Consider the following 16948-nt stretch of genomic DNA (forward strand, 5'->3'; position numbering starts at 1 on the left):
CCACGAATTTCCATGTCAGCCTTCTGTGGGCAGGGAGAATACAGCGTTTTGCGGTTGTGGCAATGTGGGCTTCTTTAGGGAAAGAAGAACGCCGCAACCGCCGCCTGGGCAACGCTGTCCCTATATACCACCGCGCTTGCTGATATCGATTTTGGCGTCGGATGCTTGACAGCCCGCAACACCTGTGACAACTTTACCGTAGTTGTCAGACAGGATGTGCTCCTTGCACGTTCGATGACTGGCAAGGGAGGAATCATGTCAAAAAGACGCCTTTCGCTTTATGGCTTGTCCGGCCAGATCGGAAGTATTGCGGTCACGCTGCTTGGATTGCTGCTGCTGACCTTTTTCATTGGCCGCCTGATGCCCGCCGACCCAGTGCGGGCCATTGTCGGTGAGGATGCGACCCGCGAAACCTATGAACAGGTCTATCACGCGCTCGGCTTTGACCGCCCGCTGTGGCAGCAGTTCGTCTATTATCTCGGAGATGTCTTCACCGGCAATTTCGGAACGTCGATCCGCACGGGCCGCCCCGTCATCGAGGACATCATAAGCGTGATGCCGGCGACGATCGAGCTTGCGACCTTCGCCATCCTGATCGGTGCCGGTCTCGGCATCCCCATGGGCGTTTACGCCGCCGTGAAGAAAGACCGCTGGCAGGATCATCTTGTGCGCGTTCTCAGCCTGTTCGGCCATTCCATGCCGATCTTCTGGACCGGCATGATCGCGCTGATCGTTTTTTACGCCCATCTCGGCCTCGTTGGCGGCGGTGGCCGCATGGACCAGTTCTATATCGGTCTGGTGGAGGAGCGGACGGGCTTTCTGCTGATCGACAGCCTGCTTGCGGGTGACATGGAGGTCTTCCGGTCGGCCATCAACCACCTCATCCTGCCAGCTGCCCTGCTGGGCTATTCCTCCTCTGCCTATATCACCCGCATGACGCGCAGCTTCATGCTGGATCAGCTGGGGCAGGAATATGTGACGACCGCGCGTGTCAAAGGCCTGTCGCAGCGGCAGACGGTGTGGCTGCATGCTTTTGGCAATATTCGCGTGCAGCTGGTCACCATCATCGCGCTGGCTTACGGTTCGCTGCTGGAAGGAGCGGTCCTCATTGAGACCGTCTTCGCCTGGCCGGGTTTCGGGCAATATCTCACCAGCAATCTTATCATCGGCGACATGAATGCCGTGATGACCTGTGTACTGATCGTCGGCGTCATCTTTATCGGGCTCAATCTCCTGTCCGACATTCTCTACCGCTTTTTCGATCCGAGGACCCGCTGATGACGGCCCGTGCTGAAACTTCCTTCCGTCTTCCGGTGCCGCTGAACGCGCTGAAGAACATTATCGTCTTCCTGCTCAAGAGCCCGACATCGGCTTTCGGCCTGCTTATCTTGCTGCTGCTCGTCATCTCGGCGATTTTTGCGCCCTGGCTCGCGACGCATGATCCTTACGCACAGAATCTCGCCAACACGCTGCAGCCCCCGGGCAACGGCCATGTCTTCGGGACGGATGAGCTGGGGCGCGATATCTATAGCCGTCTTCTCTGGGGCGCTCGCATCACGCTCACCATCATCACGCTGGTATCGATCATCGTCGGTCCCGTCGGCCTTCTGGTCGGTACGGCATCCGGTTATCTCGGCGGCAAGTTCGATACGGTGATGATGCGCATCACGGATATCTTCCTGTCTTTCCCTAGCCTCATCCTGTCGCTCGCCTTCGTCGCAGCACTGGGTCCGAGCCTTAATAACGCGATCATTGCAATTGCGCTCACCTCATGGCCGCCGATTGCGCGTCTTGCCCGCGCTGAAGCCATGACCTTTCGCAAGGCGGATTACATTGCCGCTGCAAGGCTTCAGGGCGCGTCGCCGCTGCGCATCATCGTCAAGTCGATCATGCCCATGTGTCTCCCCTCGGTTCTCATCAGACTGACGCTGAACATGGCGACCGTCATTCTGACCGCCGCAGGTCTTGGCTTTCTTGGCCTCGGCGCGCAGCCGCCGCTGCCGGAATGGGGAGCGATGATCGCCACCGGCCGGCGTTACATGCTGGATAGCTGGTGGCTGGTGACCTTTCCCGGCATTGCGATCCTGTCTGTCAGTCTCGCTTTCAACCTCCTCGGTGACGGGCTGCGGGATGCGCTCGATCCGAAGCAGATGAACCGGAGATAGGAACATGGAAAAACCAATCCTTGATGTTGAAAATCTCCGTATCCGTTATGGTGGCTCACCCACCGAGGCGGTGCGCGGCATCTCCTTCACGCTCGGTCGGGAGCGGCTCGGCATTGTCGGTGAAAGCGGTTCGGGAAAATCCACAGTCGGACGCGCTCTGTTGCGCCTTCTGCCTTCGGCAACGATCACCGCTGACAAGCTGGCTTTCGACGGGCTCGATCTTCTCTCCCTCGATGAGAAGGAGATGCTGAAGGTTCGTGGCCGGCGCATGTCGATGATCCTTCAGGATCCGAAATTCTCCCTCAACCCCATCCGTCGGGTCGGCGATCAGGTGACGGAGACCTATCTGCGCCACTTCAGGGCATCAAAAGCCGAGGCACGGGAAAAGGCGCTGGCGATGCTGGATGCGGTGAAGATCCGCGATGCCTCACGTGTCTACGAGCAATACCCGCACGAAATCTCCGGTGGCATGGGTCAGCGCGTGATGATCGCCATGATGCTGCTTGCCGATCCCGATCTCGTTATCGCTGACGAACCAACTTCGGCGCTTGATGTGACGGTGCGGTTGCAGGTGCTGAACATTCTCGACGGTCTGGTGCGCGATCGCGGCATCGGCCTCATCATGATCAGCCACGATCTCAACCTTGTGCGCAATTTCTGCGACCGGGTGCTGATCATGTATTCAGGCCGCGTGGTGGAAACGCTGGCCGCCCGCGATCTCGATCAGGCGCAGCATCCCTATACGCGCGGCCTTCTGGCGGCACAGCCGCGTATCGGCGGTGCGCGCGCACCGCTTGCGGTGCTGGACCGCCGCCCTGAATGGCTGGAGGAGAATGCATAATGGCCGTTTCTGTCGAAACCCGCGATCTTTCCATCACTTTCGGCAGCGGCAGCACCGCAATGAAAGTGCTGCCTTCGGTGTCGTTCCGTGTCGAGCCCGGCGAATGTTTCGGGCTGGTCGGTGAAAGCGGTTCGGGCAAGTCCACCGTGTTGCGCTGCGTCTCAATGCTCAACGATTTCTGGACAGGCGATATCCTCATCGACGGCAGATCGGTGCGAGACGTGCCGCTGATCGAGCGCTGCCGTATGCTGCAGATGGTGTTTCAGGACCCCTATGGCTCTCTGCATCCCCGCCAGTCGGTGCGCACCGTGCTTGGTGAATCGCTTGCGATCCACAAGCTCGGCGACCGCGAGGAGCGCATGCGCAAGGTCATCACTGATGTCGGCCTGCCGGTGTCTTTCCTCGACCGTTTCCCGCACCAACTCTCCGGCGGCCAACGGCAGCGCGTGGCGATTGCGAGGGCGCTGATCCTGGAACCGTCGCTGCTGCTGCTCGATGAGCCGACCTCGGCGCTCGATGTCTCGGTCCAGGCGGAAATCCTCAACCTCTTGCAGCGGCTGCGGGAAGAGCGCGGTTTCACCTATATCATGGTGACCCATGATCTCGCCGTGGTCGATCACATGTGCGATCGCTTCGCCGTGATGCTGCGTGGCGAAATAACCGAAATCCTGCCGCGCGAGGCCATTGCTGGCAACGATGCAACGCATCCTTATGCGCGCGAACTGATCGGCGCTTCACTGGAATATGAAGGCGCGTGACGGCTCCAAGAACGTGACCGTCCTCCTCCGGGGCGCCACGGATAATAACAGCCTCCTTCCTTGCCCGGCCTCCCCGCCGGGCATTTTTTTTGGGGAGGCAGGCCGAAGATAGAAAAGACCGGTGGTAATCGGGCCTTGGGCTGCTGACAAACGGAGCCTCTCCGCCGTCATGCCGGACTAGATCCGGCATCCAGCCACGGCATGTCTGCGCCGTAAGAGGAGTCTTACGCGATCAAGGACTTGATCGCGCTGGACCCGGATCTAGTCCGGGGTGACGGAGTGCGGAATATTTCGGCTTTGTAAGGCCTCGTCGGCAGCAAAAAAAGCGCGGGGTTAGCCGCGCCTTTTCTTGCTCGCAGATATGGCGCCGATTATCGCTCCTTGCTCACCACTTCAAACCTCGAGAGCCAGGGGCTGACGATCATGCCCTTGACGTCGCTGCGGAAGGCTGCGGTGTCGACCACTTCGGAGAATGGCTGAATGGACATGACGATTTCATCCATATAACCCTGCAGGTCTTCATAAAGCTTCGTCTGTTTTGCCGCATCGCGCTCGACAAGCGCTTCCTCGATCATCTTGTTCAGCTTTTCGTCGAAGAAGCTGGTGCGCCAGCTCTGGTAATTCGTGAGCTTGGCGTCATCGGCATTATTGGGATTGTAGGCAATCGAGCGCAGGTTGTTGTCCGGGTGCGGCTGCTGGCCGCCGCCACCGCGGCCGAGCAGCAATTCGAAGTTGCGCTCGCGCATCGCACCATAGATCTGGTCGCCGGAGCCGCTGATCAGCTCGGCCTGAATGCCTGCCTGGGCGAGCGTGTTCTGGATCGCCGTTGCGGCTTTCATGAACGGGTCTTCCGAAAGCACGCGCAGCGTTGTCTTGAACCCATCAGGATAACCGGCCTCGGCCAGAAGCGCCTTGGCTTTTTCAATATCGAGCTTGTAGCCCTGGTCCGGCAGCGCACCCATGACGCCGGTGCTGAGGGAGCGCTGATGCAGCTTGCCGTAATAGGGCATGACCGCCTTGTCGAGACCATCGTAATCAATCAGGTAACGCAGGGCCTCCCGCACCTTCTTGTTCGCGAATTTCTCGTCCTTCATCGAAACGCTGAGGTAATAGAAACCGGAGCCCGGCGTGGATTCGATGGTGACGGCCTTGTCGGCCTCAAGTGATTTCAGATCCGGAGCCTGCAGGGAATAGGCAACGTCGATATCGCCCTTTTCCAGCATGAGCCGCTGCGACTGCGATTCCGGCAGATGGCGCATCAGGATACGCTTCATCTTGGCCTTTTCACCCCAGTAATCGTCGTTGCGGGTGAGGATGATATATTCGTTGGATTTCCACTGGGTCAGCTTGAAGGGGCCGGAGCCGGCGGAATTCAGCGTCAGCCATGCGCCGCCGAGATCGCCATCCTTCTCATTCTCAAGCGCGGTCTGGCTGTCGATGATCGAGCCGGGACCGTTCTGGGCAAGGATCATCAGGAGAAGGTTGGGATCGTCGGGCTTGGGGATATTCAGCACGAAGATCTGATCGCTTTCGGCAACGAAAAGCTTGTCGGCCTCTTCGAGCTTGAAACCGCGGGTTTTCAGAAAGGATGATTGCGCCAGATTGCGGGCGAGCAGCCGTTTGAGGCTCCATGCCACATCCTTTGCCGTCACGGCATTGCCGGAAGCGAACTTGGCATCGGCACGCAGATGGAAACGGATCGACTTCCGGTCTTCGGCTATTTCCCAGCGTTCGGCAAGGCGCGGCTGGACGCTGCGGTCCTCAGGCGAAAGCACGATCAGGGTGTCATAGATATTGTTCAGAACCTGCACGGTCTCGCGGCCGGTGATGGCGGCGGGGTCGAGTGTGAGGATATTGCTCATGGTCGTGGCGACAATAAGCTGGTCCTTTGGCGTCTCGGCAAAAGTGCTGAGCGGCATGGCGCCGATCAGCAGGGCGCCAAGTGCTGCTGTTGCAAGAAAATGTTTCATCTTTCCTCCCAATACGGCCGCTTCATACGGCCTTCCACGTTTCGATCCACGTGCCCGGTTCCTCCTCGGGCGGCGTGTGATCAACCAAGAATATCTTTGACTGGCGTGGCCAGGGCCCGGCCGATCGCCGCTGTCGCCGGCGCGTCCAGATGCACGCCGTCCACCGGCGAAGCACTGGCGACCGAACCGGCGTCGAAGAAGTGATGTCCGAGTTCGGTAGCGAGTTTTTGGTAAAGCGGTGCAAGCCTGAGCGATTGCCCGACGTCCCGCCCTCCCGCCGGTTCTCCACCGGGGCCTGCAACGCAGGGCGGTGGGGCAACGATCAGCAGTTTCGGTACCGCTTCTCGCGGCTTGTAGATGAAGGTCTCGACGATCTGCGCTAACCGGCGCATGCCGGAAACGGCGGCTTCCGCGCGTCCGCCATGCACCGGTTTGATGTCGTTGGTGCCGAGCATGATTATGACGAGGTCAAGCGGCATATGGCACGAGAGCGCTATTTCCAGCGCCCGCGCGCCGTTGCGGCAGGCCGGACCGGCGTGGTCGTCGTAGCAGGTGGTTCGTCCGCCAAGACCTTCGGGGTAAACTTTCGCCATGCCGGCAAGCTCGGTTTCCAGAACCTCCGGCCAGCGATATGCGGCGGGGTGCCTGAGGCCCGTTGCCGGGTCCGCGCCCCAGGTGAGGCTGTCTCCAAAGGCGAGCACCGTTTTCATCGCCCGTTACCTCACCCGGTTGTTGTCGATGAAGGTAAAATCGATGTCCTCGCCAAGGCCCGGCCGGTCGGGAACGTGGACAAAGCCATCCCGGTCCATCGGATCGGACAGAGACTTCAGATAGTCGTGGCCGTCATCATATTCGAGGAAGGGATGTAGCAGGCCACGCTCATACCAGCGGCAGTTCTTGGTGGCGGCAACCACATGCAGGTTCATGGCGGTATTTCCATGCACTTCGCACTCCATACCGAAGGCTTCGGCCAGATGCATCGTCTTCAGCGCCGGTGTGATGCCCCCGACATCGTTGACGCCGGTTCGCAGAATGTCGCAGGCGCCGGCCTTGATCCATTCGGCACGGTGCCAGTGTTTGCCGGCCGCACTTTCCGGGCCGACGACCGGAATATCGAGATTGTCGGAAAGCCACCTGTAGGAGGACAGCGACTGTTCATCCATCGGCTCCTCGATCCAGTCGAAACCGAGTTTTTCGAGGCCGCGGCCCAGCGCCAGCGCATCGGTGCGGGAGTACCAGTGGAAGGCGTCAATCATCAGGCGGATATCGGGGCCGACCGCCTCGCGCACGGCCGCGCAGGCCTTGAGGTCCATCTTCACATCCGGCGCCCAGCTGACGGGCGGCATCCACGTGTGCAGCTTGATGCCCTTGTAGCCGCGCTTCACCAGTGTCTCGGCAAAGCGGCCGTAGTCGTCCGGTGTCGCCAGCCCGCCTTCCAGTTCGTCACCGCACATGATGGAGCCATAGGCGAGCACCTTGTCGCGATAACCGCCGATCAACTTGTATACAGGTTGATTGAGGGAGCGGCCGGCAAGGTCCCATAGCGCGCAGTCAACCACCGCCAGCGTGCGGTCAGTCAGTTGGGCGGCCGAACCGCGCTGCCAGTGGGCAAGGTCCTGCCACAGCCGTTCGCGGTCTCGATGGTCCTCACCGACCAAGACTTTCTTGACGAATTTTTCGATGACATGCGGGCGAACGATCTCTGGCGCGGTAAAAGAATGGCCCTCGTGGCCGTCCTCTGTCCGGATCGTCAGCATGGCCTGTTCCACCTGATGCGCCGGACCCGGATGCGCGTGGCCGGCACTGTCCGAGTGCCGACGGGTCGTCGTGCGGAAAACACGGACCTCGACGTCGGTAATGATCATAATTCCTCCCTCATGCAGGTGTCTCGGCGTTGTTGGTCGCCGCAATGTCATACATGTGTGCAATATTTGTCAACATGTATGATAATCTGTATTACATGTTGGAGGGGGAAATCAAGGTCATTTGTGCTCGACGCTGCGCAGGTCGACGGTGAGGAACAGCCTCTGGCGGATTTGCCTCATTCCAAAAAAAGACCCGAGGAAGCGTGAGGGCGGGCTGTGTGGAGGGATAGTCGACAATTTTAGTGTATTATTGAATCGCGCAATGATCTTTCAACAATGGCCGGGACTATAAACGAACATGCCGCGCCAGTTGCCGCCGTCATCATGCATGCTGTGTGAGCATGCGTCGCATCGGGCGGTCGTTCCAAACCAGGAGGGCTGCATTTGCGTCGCTGAGTTTCAACTCGTTTCCGGATGCGCGCCCATGCCCCTTTCCCACATCTCCCATTTCGCCTTTCTTGTCCCGGGCAACTATCATGACGATGATCCGGGACAGGGGCTGGAAGAAACCCTGCAGCTTTTCGAAGCAGGAGAGGCGCTGGGTTATCATAGCGCCTGGGTCCGCCAGCGCCATCTGGAGCGGGGTGTTTCCTCTGCGGCGACTTTCCTCGCTGCGGCTTCGCAACGAACCAGACGGATCGGATTAGGCACCGCCGTTATTCAACTCGGTTACGAGAACCCGTTCAGGCTGGCGGAGGATCTGGCCACCGTGGATGTCCTGTCGCGCGGACGGCTGAATGTGGGGGTTTCGGTGGGCGCACCGCCCTTCGCCCATCTTATTTCCGACTATGTTGATACGGTTATCGAAGCGGACTACAGCCACGCGCGCGCTGAGAAGCTGGCGAGGGCGCTGCGATCGGAGCCGCTGTCGAACGAGACGGAGGCGGGCAATGCGGCCGGTGCGCAGGTGCCGCGGCTTCGGCCAGTCGCTAAGGGGCTGACGGACCGGTTATGGTATGGCGGTGGATCGCAGAACTCTGCGCGCTGGGCTGGCAGGGCAGGGTTCAATCTTCTGACGGGCAATATTGTCAGCGGCGAGAATACCGATGATTTTCTGACCGCTCAGGCGGCTCTCGTTGCTCGCTTCCGGCAGGAATGGGCGCATGAGCGCGAACCGCGTGTCGCTCTTGGCCGCGTCATCCTGCCAACCGATAGCGCAAGCCCCGCCACGCGCCGCCGTTACCAGGAATTCGTTGCCGAGCGGGACAAGCGCACGACCTCGCCGCATGGGGCGCGCCGCACGCTTTTCCTGCCGGATATCGTCGGGACGACGCATGAGATTCTGGAAAGATTGTCGAGCGACCCCGTTCTGCCGTTTGTCTCGGAATTCCGCCTCGAACTTCCCTATGAATTCCAGCCGGACGATTATCGCCAGATCGTGACGGATTTCGCCTCTGTCCTGCCGCAGCTTTCCGGCGAAAGGCCGGTTTTGAAAGTGGCGACGGGGCAATAACATCGCCACCTCCCGCCATTCGACTTTCAATGGAAGCCGGCGGGAGGTCGACTGAGCGACATTGCCGCATCCGTCCTTCAATCGGGGTATGGCAGGCCATAGCGGTCGCGGATCGTCGCGGCTTCATATTCGCGCGGGTAAACCCCACGATCCTGCAGTACCGGAACAACTTGTTCGACGAATTCAGCGATATCATCGGGCGCCCGTGGCGGCTGTAATGTGTAGCCGTCCACTGTGCCATCCTGCCAGAGCTCGATAATGCCGTCCGCTACCTCTTCCGCCGTGCCGAGCAGCAGCCGGTGATGTCCTTCCGAGCGGCGTACGGCCTCGCGGGCAGTCAGTTTTTCATGGGTCAGAAGATCGGAAAGGCCAAGGCCCATGCCTACCGCCCATTGCCGGTTCTGGTCGGGGATGAAACGCTCGGCATCGAGTTTTGCGTCGGGGTCGAAATCGCGAGGCTCTATGCCGTTTTCTCTGGCGAAACGTGCCAGGAGACCGTCTTCCGAACCGGCGCCGCTGTAGAGTTCATGTTTACGCAGGGCTTCCTGCCGGGTTTCGCCGAGAATGACGACGAGGCCGGGAACGATGCGGATGCCAGAGGGATCGCGCCCGAGGGAGACAGCGCGGTCGCGGACCTTCTTGCCAAAGGCCTGCCCTGCGGGACGTGACAGAATATTGCAATAGATGATCTCGCCATGGCGTGCCGCGAGATCAATGCCGCCTTCGGAGGCGCCGGCCTGCGCGATAACGGGATGCCCCTGCGGCCCGCGCGGAACGTTGAGGGGGCCTTTGACATGGAAATATTGCCCCTCATGATCGATGGTTTCGGCTGTCGCCGCATCCCAGAAGCGGTTCTCCGGCACGTCGCTCTCGCGGCGGGGGTCCCAGCTAGACCAGAGCTTTTTTGCGACATCCAGGAATTCGGTAGCCTTGGCATAACGTTCGCTGCGCGGCGGCAGCGGATCGTTGCCAAAATTGGCGGCAACATTGGGATTAAAGGAAGAAACGATATTGACGATCAGCCGGCCGCCGGTGACGAGATCGATGGATTGAGTTCGTCTGGCGAAATTATAGGGCGAATTGTAGGTGGAGGACACGGTTGCCACGAAGCCGATATCCGGCACCTGTGCGGCAAGCGATGTCGAGAGGATGAGCGGATCAATGGTGTGGAACGGCCGGCTTGCCGGGTCGGTCAGCAGTGCCGGGTGGTCGGAAAGGAAAACGGCGTCGAACCGGCCCTCATGCGCCAGTTCCGTCAGTCGTCGGTAATATCCGATATCGTTTATATCGTGCCGGTCTCCGCTCCGGTATTTCCAGGCACTGGCGAGATATCCTGTCGTGTTGATGCCGACGTTGAGATTGAGCCGGCGTTTGGTCTTGCTCATGCTGCCACTTTTTCTTTCGGGTCTGTTGGATTATCGGCCTGTATGGCCGCGCAATTGCGGGAAGCGTAACAGCCGGGGGGCCGGTCGCGAGTTAAAAATCCTTGCTGTGCGGAGAAGAAAAACTTTCGTCTCCAGTTTCACCCGCGCGTGGTCGATCTGATCGATGCCCGACAAAAATCCCAGCGAAATCCTGCTTTTATCGAAAGGATATTCCGCCATGCGGCGCATGAGCTGGTAAGATGGAAACGAATTTCCTCAATCGCGTTTGAAATAGTACACTTTATCTATAGAAAATGTTTTATGGCGTGTAGCGTGCCGTCCAGATCGCAATTTCGAGGACGAACGCCATGGCCAACGCCGCCCTTCGCCAGGGAACCCAACCCGTAACGGTGTGGTATACACGCTGCCCGGCGCCCACGCCGCTTTCCATCGCAACGCAACTGGGCTGGATTGAGCAGAGTTTTGCCAACCACGGCATCTCCGTTTCGTCCATTCGCGATGCGGCCGATCCAGCCATTCGCCAGAGTCATTTTGATCATCGGCTGGACTGGTCGTTCCGTCAGGGCGGCAACATCCCACCGATCTGGGCGAAATCCGGTGGCCGGAAAACACGGCTGGTGGGGCTGACAAGGACCGACGAGTTCCAGGCCGTCATTGCCTTGCCCGCAAGTGGCATAAGCAAGGGAAGCGATCTGAAGGGGCGGCGCATCGGTCTGCCGAAGCGCCCGGACGAGATCATCGATTTCCAGCGCGCCACCTCGCTCAAGGGCATCGTGTCGGCATTGACGGTCTCGGGGCTTTCCATCGCAGATGTCGAGCTTATCGAGCTTGCCGCCAAAGAACCCGTGCTGCTCGGCCCGACGGAGGAACGGTTCCACGGTCTGCGCCGGCGGCTTCCTTATGGCGAGGAAATCGCAGCATTACACCGGGGCCAAATCGATGCATTTTTCGTCAAGGGCGCGGAAGGCGTCACTGTCGCCAATCTCATCGCCGCGCAGGTCGTGGTATCGACGGGTTTTCACCCTGATCCGAAGATCCGCATCAATAACGGTACGCCGCGTCCCCTGACCGTGGACGCCACTTTTGCCGATGAGCGTCCGGATCTGGTAGCGGAACTGGTGGCCACGGTTCAGCGCGTTGCGGATTGGGCAAATGACAATCCGGGGGAGGCCGTGCGTTTCATCGCTCGCGAGATCGGCGTCAGCGAGGAGGCGGTTCTCGCTGCGAATGGCCCGGACGTATATCGCAATCTGAGACTCGATCTCGATCCGGCTGAGCTGGATGCGCTCAGTCACTTCAAGGATTTCCTGCTGCAATGGAAATTCATTCCCGAAGATTTCGATGTCCAGGACTGGGCCGATCCACGCGCCCTTTCTGCACCGCAGGATACCGCGCACCATATTGTTGGGAGATGATAACATCATGGCAGCCATCATTCTTGTAACGGGTGCAACGGGCAAGCTCGGGCAAAGGGTCGTCAGCCGTCTTTTGCAACGTCAGGCGGAGGTTCGGGTATTGACCCGCCGGCGCGAAGACGCGCTGAAGCTGTGGGGCGACAGGGTCGAGATTGCGGAGGGTAATTTTTCCGATCGGGCCAGCCTGAAGGCGGCGGCGCGGGGGACCAACAGGGTGCTTCTGCTTTCGCCCATCGGAGAGACGCTGGCGGCAGACCAGAAGACGGTCATCGATGCCGCCCTCTCCGCCGGTATATCGCGGATCGTGAAAATATCCGGTTCCGACTGGACTATTGGAAATGCTGCACGCTCGATTTCGGGAGCGGCGCATGGCGAGGTGGAACAATATCTGGCGGCAAGCGGCATCGCGCATACGGTGTTGCGGCCGAACGCCTGGATGCAGGTTGCGCTGGAGCCTGCTGTCGCCGCGCTTCGCAAAGGCGAGGACGTGCCGGCCCGTTTCGGCGATGCGGCGGTCTCCTTCATCGATGCCGACGATATTGCCGATGTCGCTGTACAGGCTCTGGCTTCAAGCGCACCGCTCGTCGGCCCATTGGTGCTGACCGGACGCGAAGCGCTGACGGCGCTGGAAATTGCCCGCATTGCGGCCCGTATCCTGCATCGGCCCGTTGGCGTTTCGCACCATGCTGCCCCCGTCTTCCCGCCGCATATCGGCGCTTTCGAACAGACGGCGATCGGTGAATTCGGAGAACTCATCCGCGAAGGTTTCGCCGCATCCATCACCGACGCCATCTACCATATCACCGGCCGCCAGCCCCGCAGTGTCGAAGATTATCTGCGCGCGCGGCTGGCGACTGCCCCACAGGGCGATCATTCCGAGGGAGAAAAGACATGGCGCTGACTGTTCCATTACCCGAAGATTCTGAGCTCAAAGGTCTTGAGCTGAAAGGCCCGGCTGATTTCGACGACAGCCCGCTCAGTCGCGCCATAAAGCAGCCCCTGATGCTCGGTCTGTTCCTCAATCTGCAGGATATCAATTTCTCCAGCTTGCCGACCAGCAACAGCTGGACCTTCGATTACAATGTCGAACTGGTGAAGCGTGCCGAAGAGCTCGGTTTCGAAATCGCCTTCAGTCGCACGCAATGGCTGCCGAAGGGTGGTTATGACGGTGAATCCTCGCTTGACAGTTTCATTGCGCTTGGCGCGATGGCGGCGGTGACGAAGAGCATATTGCTGATCTCCACCATCCACGTTCTTTACGGGCCCCTGCATCCGCTGCATCTCGCCAAATATGGCGCGACGCTGGATCATATCGCCAAAGGGCGCTGGGGCATCAACATCGTCACCGGCCACCGTGCCATCGAACATGAAATGTTCGGCTGGCAGCGGATCGATCATGACAAGCGTTATGACATGGCGGGGGAATTGTTCGATGTGCTCCACCGCCTTTGGGGAGAAACCGAAAACTTCTCTTATGAAGGCAAGCTCAACCCGTGGGCGATCAACAATGGCTGGATCACGCCAAAGCCCGCCTTCGGCCGCCCGCCGCTGGTCACAGCGACGGGTTCTCCCGCCGGTATCGATTTCGCCGCCCGTCATTCCGATCTGGTTTTCGTCACTTCGCCAGGCGGTGCGCATATAGACAGTGCGCTCGAAACGCTTCCCGATCATGTCGCCACCATCAAGAACCGCGCCAAAGCCTATGGCCGGCAGGTGAAGACGATCATCAATCCGATCATTGTCAGTCGCGATACGGAGAAGGAGGCGATCGCCTATGCCGATGCCATCGAGGCCGGAAAGCCGCAGCCCGGCACGCGTGCTTTCGCCACCAACAATTACGACAGCGACGCCCATGCCTGGCGCGGACGCGGTGATGCACGCCACAAGCAGGGCCGCAATCTCGGTGGCAATATCGAAATCATCGGCTCGCCGGAACAGGTGGTCGAGCAGCTTGTCGGCCTGAAGAAGGCGGGGATCGATGGCGTTCAGCTGAATTTCTACGATTTCCGCGAAGACCTCGATTATTTCGCCGAGCGTATTCTGCCCTTGATGAAGGAGGCGGGCCTGAGGCTCTGACGCCTTTCCAGCCCTGATTTTCCTATCCGAAGCCAATCCTTCGCAATCGTCCGATTGCGAAAACGATATTTTTTGTCCTGAGGAGATACCGTGAATATCGCCGTCGATCCCGTTAAAACTCCCGCCCCTAAAATCATCGACCGGATCGGGACGTTTGTTCCCGAGCTCGTCTCCATCCGCCACGACCTGCACCAGCATCCAGAAATCGGCTTCGAGGAGGTGCGCACGTCAGGCATCGTCGCTGAAAAGCTTGCTTCCTGGGGCATCGAGGTTCATCGCGGTTATGGCAAGACCGGCGTGGTTGGCGTGCTGCGCGGCCGTCATTCGGGCAATCGCTCCATCGGGCTCCGGGCCGATATGGATGCCCTGCCGATGCCCGAGGAAACCGGTCTGCCCTATGCGTCCGTCTACCCCGGAAAGTTCCATGGCTGCGGGCATGATGTGCACACCACCATCCTGCTCGGCACCGCCCGTTATCTGGCGGAAACCCGCGATTTCGCCGGCACGGTGGTGTTCATTTTCCAGCCTGCCGAAGAGGGGCTGGGCGGCGCGCGCGCCATGATTGCCGATGGGCTGTTCAAGGATTTTCCGGTCGACGAGATTTACGGGCTCCACAATTCCACCCATGCCGCGCCCAATCACCTCAAGGTTTCGCCGGGCACCATTCTGGCTGGTGCGGATTTCTTTGACATCCGGCTCAAGGGCCGGGGTGCTCACGCCGCGCATCCCGATGTCTCCCGCGACCCGGTGCCGGCAACGGGTGAGCTGATCCAGGCGCTGCAGACCATCGTCAGCCGCAACGTATCGCCCACCGATCCCGCCGTGCTGTCGATCACGCGGATCGAAGCTGGATCAGCCTATAATGTCATTCCCGAAACGGCCGCGATTGCCGGAACAGTGCGAGCCTTCTCCGACAGCGTGCGCGAAACCATAAGGGGCCGCATCCGCACCATCTCGGATCACATCGCTGCTGCCTACGGCCTGACTGCTGAGGTGGATATTCGCGACATCTTCTCGGTCCTTACCAATGATGACGTGTCAGTGGAAATCGTTGCCGGCGTGGCGCGCGAGGTTCTGGGAGATGAACGCGTTTCTACCGAGCCCGGCCGCTTCATGGGCAGCGAGGATTTTGCCGATCTTTTGAAACACGCACCAGGTGCGTTTTTCACCCTTGGCCATTCCGGCACGGTACCTGCCCACAATCCCGGTTTCATCGTTGACGACGACATCCTGCCCGTCGGTGCGACCCTGTTCGCGCGGCTGGTGGAAACTCGGCTGAAACCTGCCTGAAATTTAAAAACAAGTCTGTAAGAGGAAACATCCATGGATATTACAAGACGTAAGACATTGCTTCTGAGTGCCGCCCTGGCCGGAGCCACATTGCTGCCATCCCTGCCGACGCTGGCGGCGGAAACGCCGAAAAAGGGCGGGATCGTCACTTTTGCAGGTCTCGGCGAGCCAACGACGCTGGTGCCGCTTTCCGATTCCAATACGCGCACCCGCGCCATTTCCACGAAAATCCTCGAGGGTCTGGTGCGGTTCGACAGCGAGTTCAAACCGCATCCGGTTCTGGCCGAAAGCTGGGAAACATCAGCCGACGGACTGCGCTACACTTTCAAGCTGCGCAAGGGTGTCAAATGGCATGATGGCAAGGATTTCACATCGCAGGACGTCAAATTTTCGTTGCTTGCCTTCAAGAAGGTCGGGCCACGGGGGCGCATCACCTTCGCCAATGTTGCCGATATCGAAACGCCTGATCCGCTGACGGCCGTGGTGGTGCTTTCCAAACCCGCACCTTATCTACTGCGCGCGCTGACGGGCGGAGAAACGCCCATATTGCCGGCCCATGCCTATGCTTCGGAAAACTACAATGAAAGCCCGAACGGCAATGCGCCAATCGGCACAGGCCCCTTCGTGTTCGAGGAATGGAAACGCGGAAGCTATGTGAAGCTGAAGAAGAACCCGGATTACTGGCAGGCCGATCTGCCCTACCTTGATGGTTTCGTGGCACGGTTCGTCGCCGATGCGGCTTCCACCACCATTTCCGTCGAGACGGGTGAGGCGGATTACACCGCCGATGTCTCCTACAGCGATCTTGAGCGCCTGCGGCAAAATCCGAAACTGGCTGTGGAGGTCTATACCGACGCTTATCTCAACAATGCGGCCGTGTTCGAGTTCAATCTGGAGAACCCAATTCTGGCGAAGAAGGAGGTGCGTCACGCGCTGGCCCACGCCATCGACCGCGATTTCATCAATGACGCCATCTTCTTCGGGACGGCGAAACCTGCCGGTTCCAACATCCCGGCAGTCTTCACCGCCTATAACGACGAAAAGCCTTTCACCTATCCCTTCGATCTCGCCAAGGCGAATGAGTTGCTGGACAAGGCCGGCTACCCGAAGGGCGCGGATGGCACCCGCTTTTCGCTGCGGCTCGCCTTTCTGCCGTCCGACGTCTTCCGTAAAACGTCCGAATATCTCCGCTCATCCTTCGGCAAACTCGGCGTGAAGGTGGATATCGTCGAAGGCGATCTCGCCACCTTCATCAAGCGCGTTTATACCGAGCGCGGTTTCGACCTGACGGTGAATGGCATCAGCCGGTTGTTCGATCCGACGGCGGGCGTGCAGCGTCTTTACTGGTCCGATGGTATCAAGAACCCCGCGCCTTATGTCAACGCCGCCCACTATAACAATCCTACGGTGGACAATCTTTTCCGGGCGGCCGCCATCGAGGTTGATGACACGAAGCGGGCCGGGCAGTTCCATGAGATCCAGAAAGTCGTCGGCGATGACCTGCCGAATTTCTCGATCGTTGCTTTGCCGACCGTCATTCTACGCAACACCAGCCTGAAATCCCTCGTGACGACCATCGACATTGCCTATGGCGATCTGGCGACGGCATGGAAAAGCGAGTGAGGACAGAAATCCGGTGACCCTGCGGCGCCAGAGTTATGACGAACTTTTCTCCGCATTCAACGTCATCCTCGATCTTGTACCGAGGATCTGCCAAGGCATCCTACGCC

Annotated in this window: 14 protein-coding genes; 10 read left to right on the forward strand and 4 right to left on the reverse strand. The window is 59.5% G+C overall.

What is annotated here, in order from left to right:
- Positions 1-255: 255 nt before the first annotated feature.
- From FHW77_RS02300 to FHW77_RS02315, 4 genes are read left to right on the forward strand one after another with little or no spacing between them, the layout of a single operon-like run.
- Positions 256-1278 carry an ABC transporter permease gene (locus FHW77_RS02300; protein WP_004445514.1) on the forward strand — a complete coding sequence of 341 codons (1023 nt, stop codon included), beginning with the start codon at positions 256-258 and terminating at the stop codon, positions 1276-1278.
- Positions 1278-2165: an ABC transporter permease gene (locus tag FHW77_RS02305; protein ID WP_004445513.1), complete on the forward strand. Its 888-nt coding sequence runs from the start codon at positions 1278-1280 to the stop codon at positions 2163-2165. Before FHW77_RS02300 ends, FHW77_RS02305 begins: the two co-directional genes overlap by 1 nt.
- Positions 2166-2169: 4 nt before the next feature.
- Positions 2170-3006 carry an ABC transporter ATP-binding protein gene (locus tag FHW77_RS02310; protein ID WP_004445510.1) on the forward strand — a complete coding sequence of 279 codons (837 nt, stop codon included), beginning with the start codon at positions 2170-2172 and terminating at the stop codon, positions 3004-3006.
- Positions 3006-3764 (forward strand): ABC transporter ATP-binding protein, encoded by a 759-nt coding sequence (locus tag FHW77_RS02315; RefSeq protein WP_004445508.1) that lies wholly within the window; start codon positions 3006-3008, stop codon positions 3762-3764. The genes FHW77_RS02310 and FHW77_RS02315 overlap by 1 nt, the downstream gene beginning before the upstream one ends.
- A 371-nt stretch (positions 3765-4135) precedes the next feature.
- Here the strand turns inward: FHW77_RS02315 and FHW77_RS02320 are convergent, their stop codons facing one another.
- From FHW77_RS02320 to FHW77_RS02330, 3 genes are all read right to left on the reverse strand, one after another.
- A complete protein-coding gene (locus FHW77_RS02320; RefSeq protein ID WP_004445506.1) occupies positions 4136-5734 on the reverse strand; it encodes an ABC transporter substrate-binding protein in 1599 nt (532 codons plus the stop codon).
- An 80-nt stretch (positions 5735-5814) separates the two neighbouring features.
- Entirely contained in the window at positions 5815-6444 is a 630-nt protein-coding gene (locus FHW77_RS02325; protein ID WP_004445505.1) for an SGNH/GDSL hydrolase family protein, read from the reverse strand.
- A gap of 6 nt (positions 6445-6450) precedes the next feature.
- Positions 6451-7599 carry a mandelate racemase family protein gene (locus FHW77_RS02330; RefSeq protein WP_004445504.1) on the reverse strand — a complete coding sequence of 383 codons (1149 nt, stop codon included), beginning with the start codon at positions 7597-7599 and terminating at the stop codon, positions 6451-6453.
- Between the two features lie 424 nt (positions 7600-8023).
- Here FHW77_RS02330 and FHW77_RS02335 point away from each other — a divergent pair, with 424 nt between their 5' ends.
- Positions 8024-9052 (forward strand): LLM class flavin-dependent oxidoreductase, encoded by a 1029-nt coding sequence (locus FHW77_RS02335; RefSeq protein ID WP_004445503.1) that lies wholly within the window; start codon positions 8024-8026, stop codon positions 9050-9052.
- A 77-nt stretch (positions 9053-9129) separates the two neighbouring features.
- Here FHW77_RS02335 and FHW77_RS02340 read toward each other — a convergent pair whose 3' ends face one another.
- Positions 9130-10437, reverse strand: coding sequence for an NtaA/DmoA family FMN-dependent monooxygenase (locus FHW77_RS02340; protein ID WP_004445502.1), 1308 nt, complete (start codon positions 10435-10437; stop codon positions 9130-9132).
- A gap of 347 nt (positions 10438-10784) precedes the next feature.
- On the opposite strand from FHW77_RS02340, the gene FHW77_RS02345 reads away from it, so the two are divergent.
- From FHW77_RS02345 to FHW77_RS02365, 5 genes are all read left to right on the forward strand, one after another.
- Entirely contained in the window at positions 10785-11852 is a 1068-nt protein-coding gene (locus FHW77_RS02345; protein ID WP_004445501.1) for an ABC transporter substrate-binding protein, read from the forward strand.
- A 7-nt stretch (positions 11853-11859) separates the two neighbouring features.
- Positions 11860-12753: an NmrA family NAD(P)-binding protein gene (locus FHW77_RS02350; RefSeq protein WP_004445500.1), complete on the forward strand. Its 894-nt coding sequence runs from the start codon at positions 11860-11862 to the stop codon at positions 12751-12753.
- The gene (locus FHW77_RS02355; RefSeq protein ID WP_004445499.1) at positions 12744-13928 is read left to right on the forward strand and encodes an LLM class flavin-dependent oxidoreductase; all 1185 of its coding nucleotides are present in this window, start codon (positions 12744-12746) and stop codon (positions 13926-13928) included. Before FHW77_RS02350 ends, FHW77_RS02355 begins: the two co-directional genes overlap by 10 nt.
- A 90-nt stretch (positions 13929-14018) precedes the next feature.
- Positions 14019-15218: a M20 aminoacylase family protein gene (locus tag FHW77_RS02360; protein WP_004445497.1), complete on the forward strand. Its 1200-nt coding sequence runs from the start codon at positions 14019-14021 to the stop codon at positions 15216-15218.
- Between the two features lie 33 nt (positions 15219-15251).
- Entirely contained in the window at positions 15252-16841 is a 1590-nt protein-coding gene (locus FHW77_RS02365) for an ABC transporter substrate-binding protein (RefSeq protein WP_004445495.1), read from the forward strand.
- The last annotated feature ends 107 nt before the right edge of the window (positions 16842-16948 follow it).

Source organism: Agrobacterium sp. RC10-4-1 (genome assembly GCF_014138475.1).
Classification (GTDB): Bacteria; Pseudomonadota; Alphaproteobacteria; order Rhizobiales; family Rhizobiaceae; genus Agrobacterium; species Agrobacterium pusense.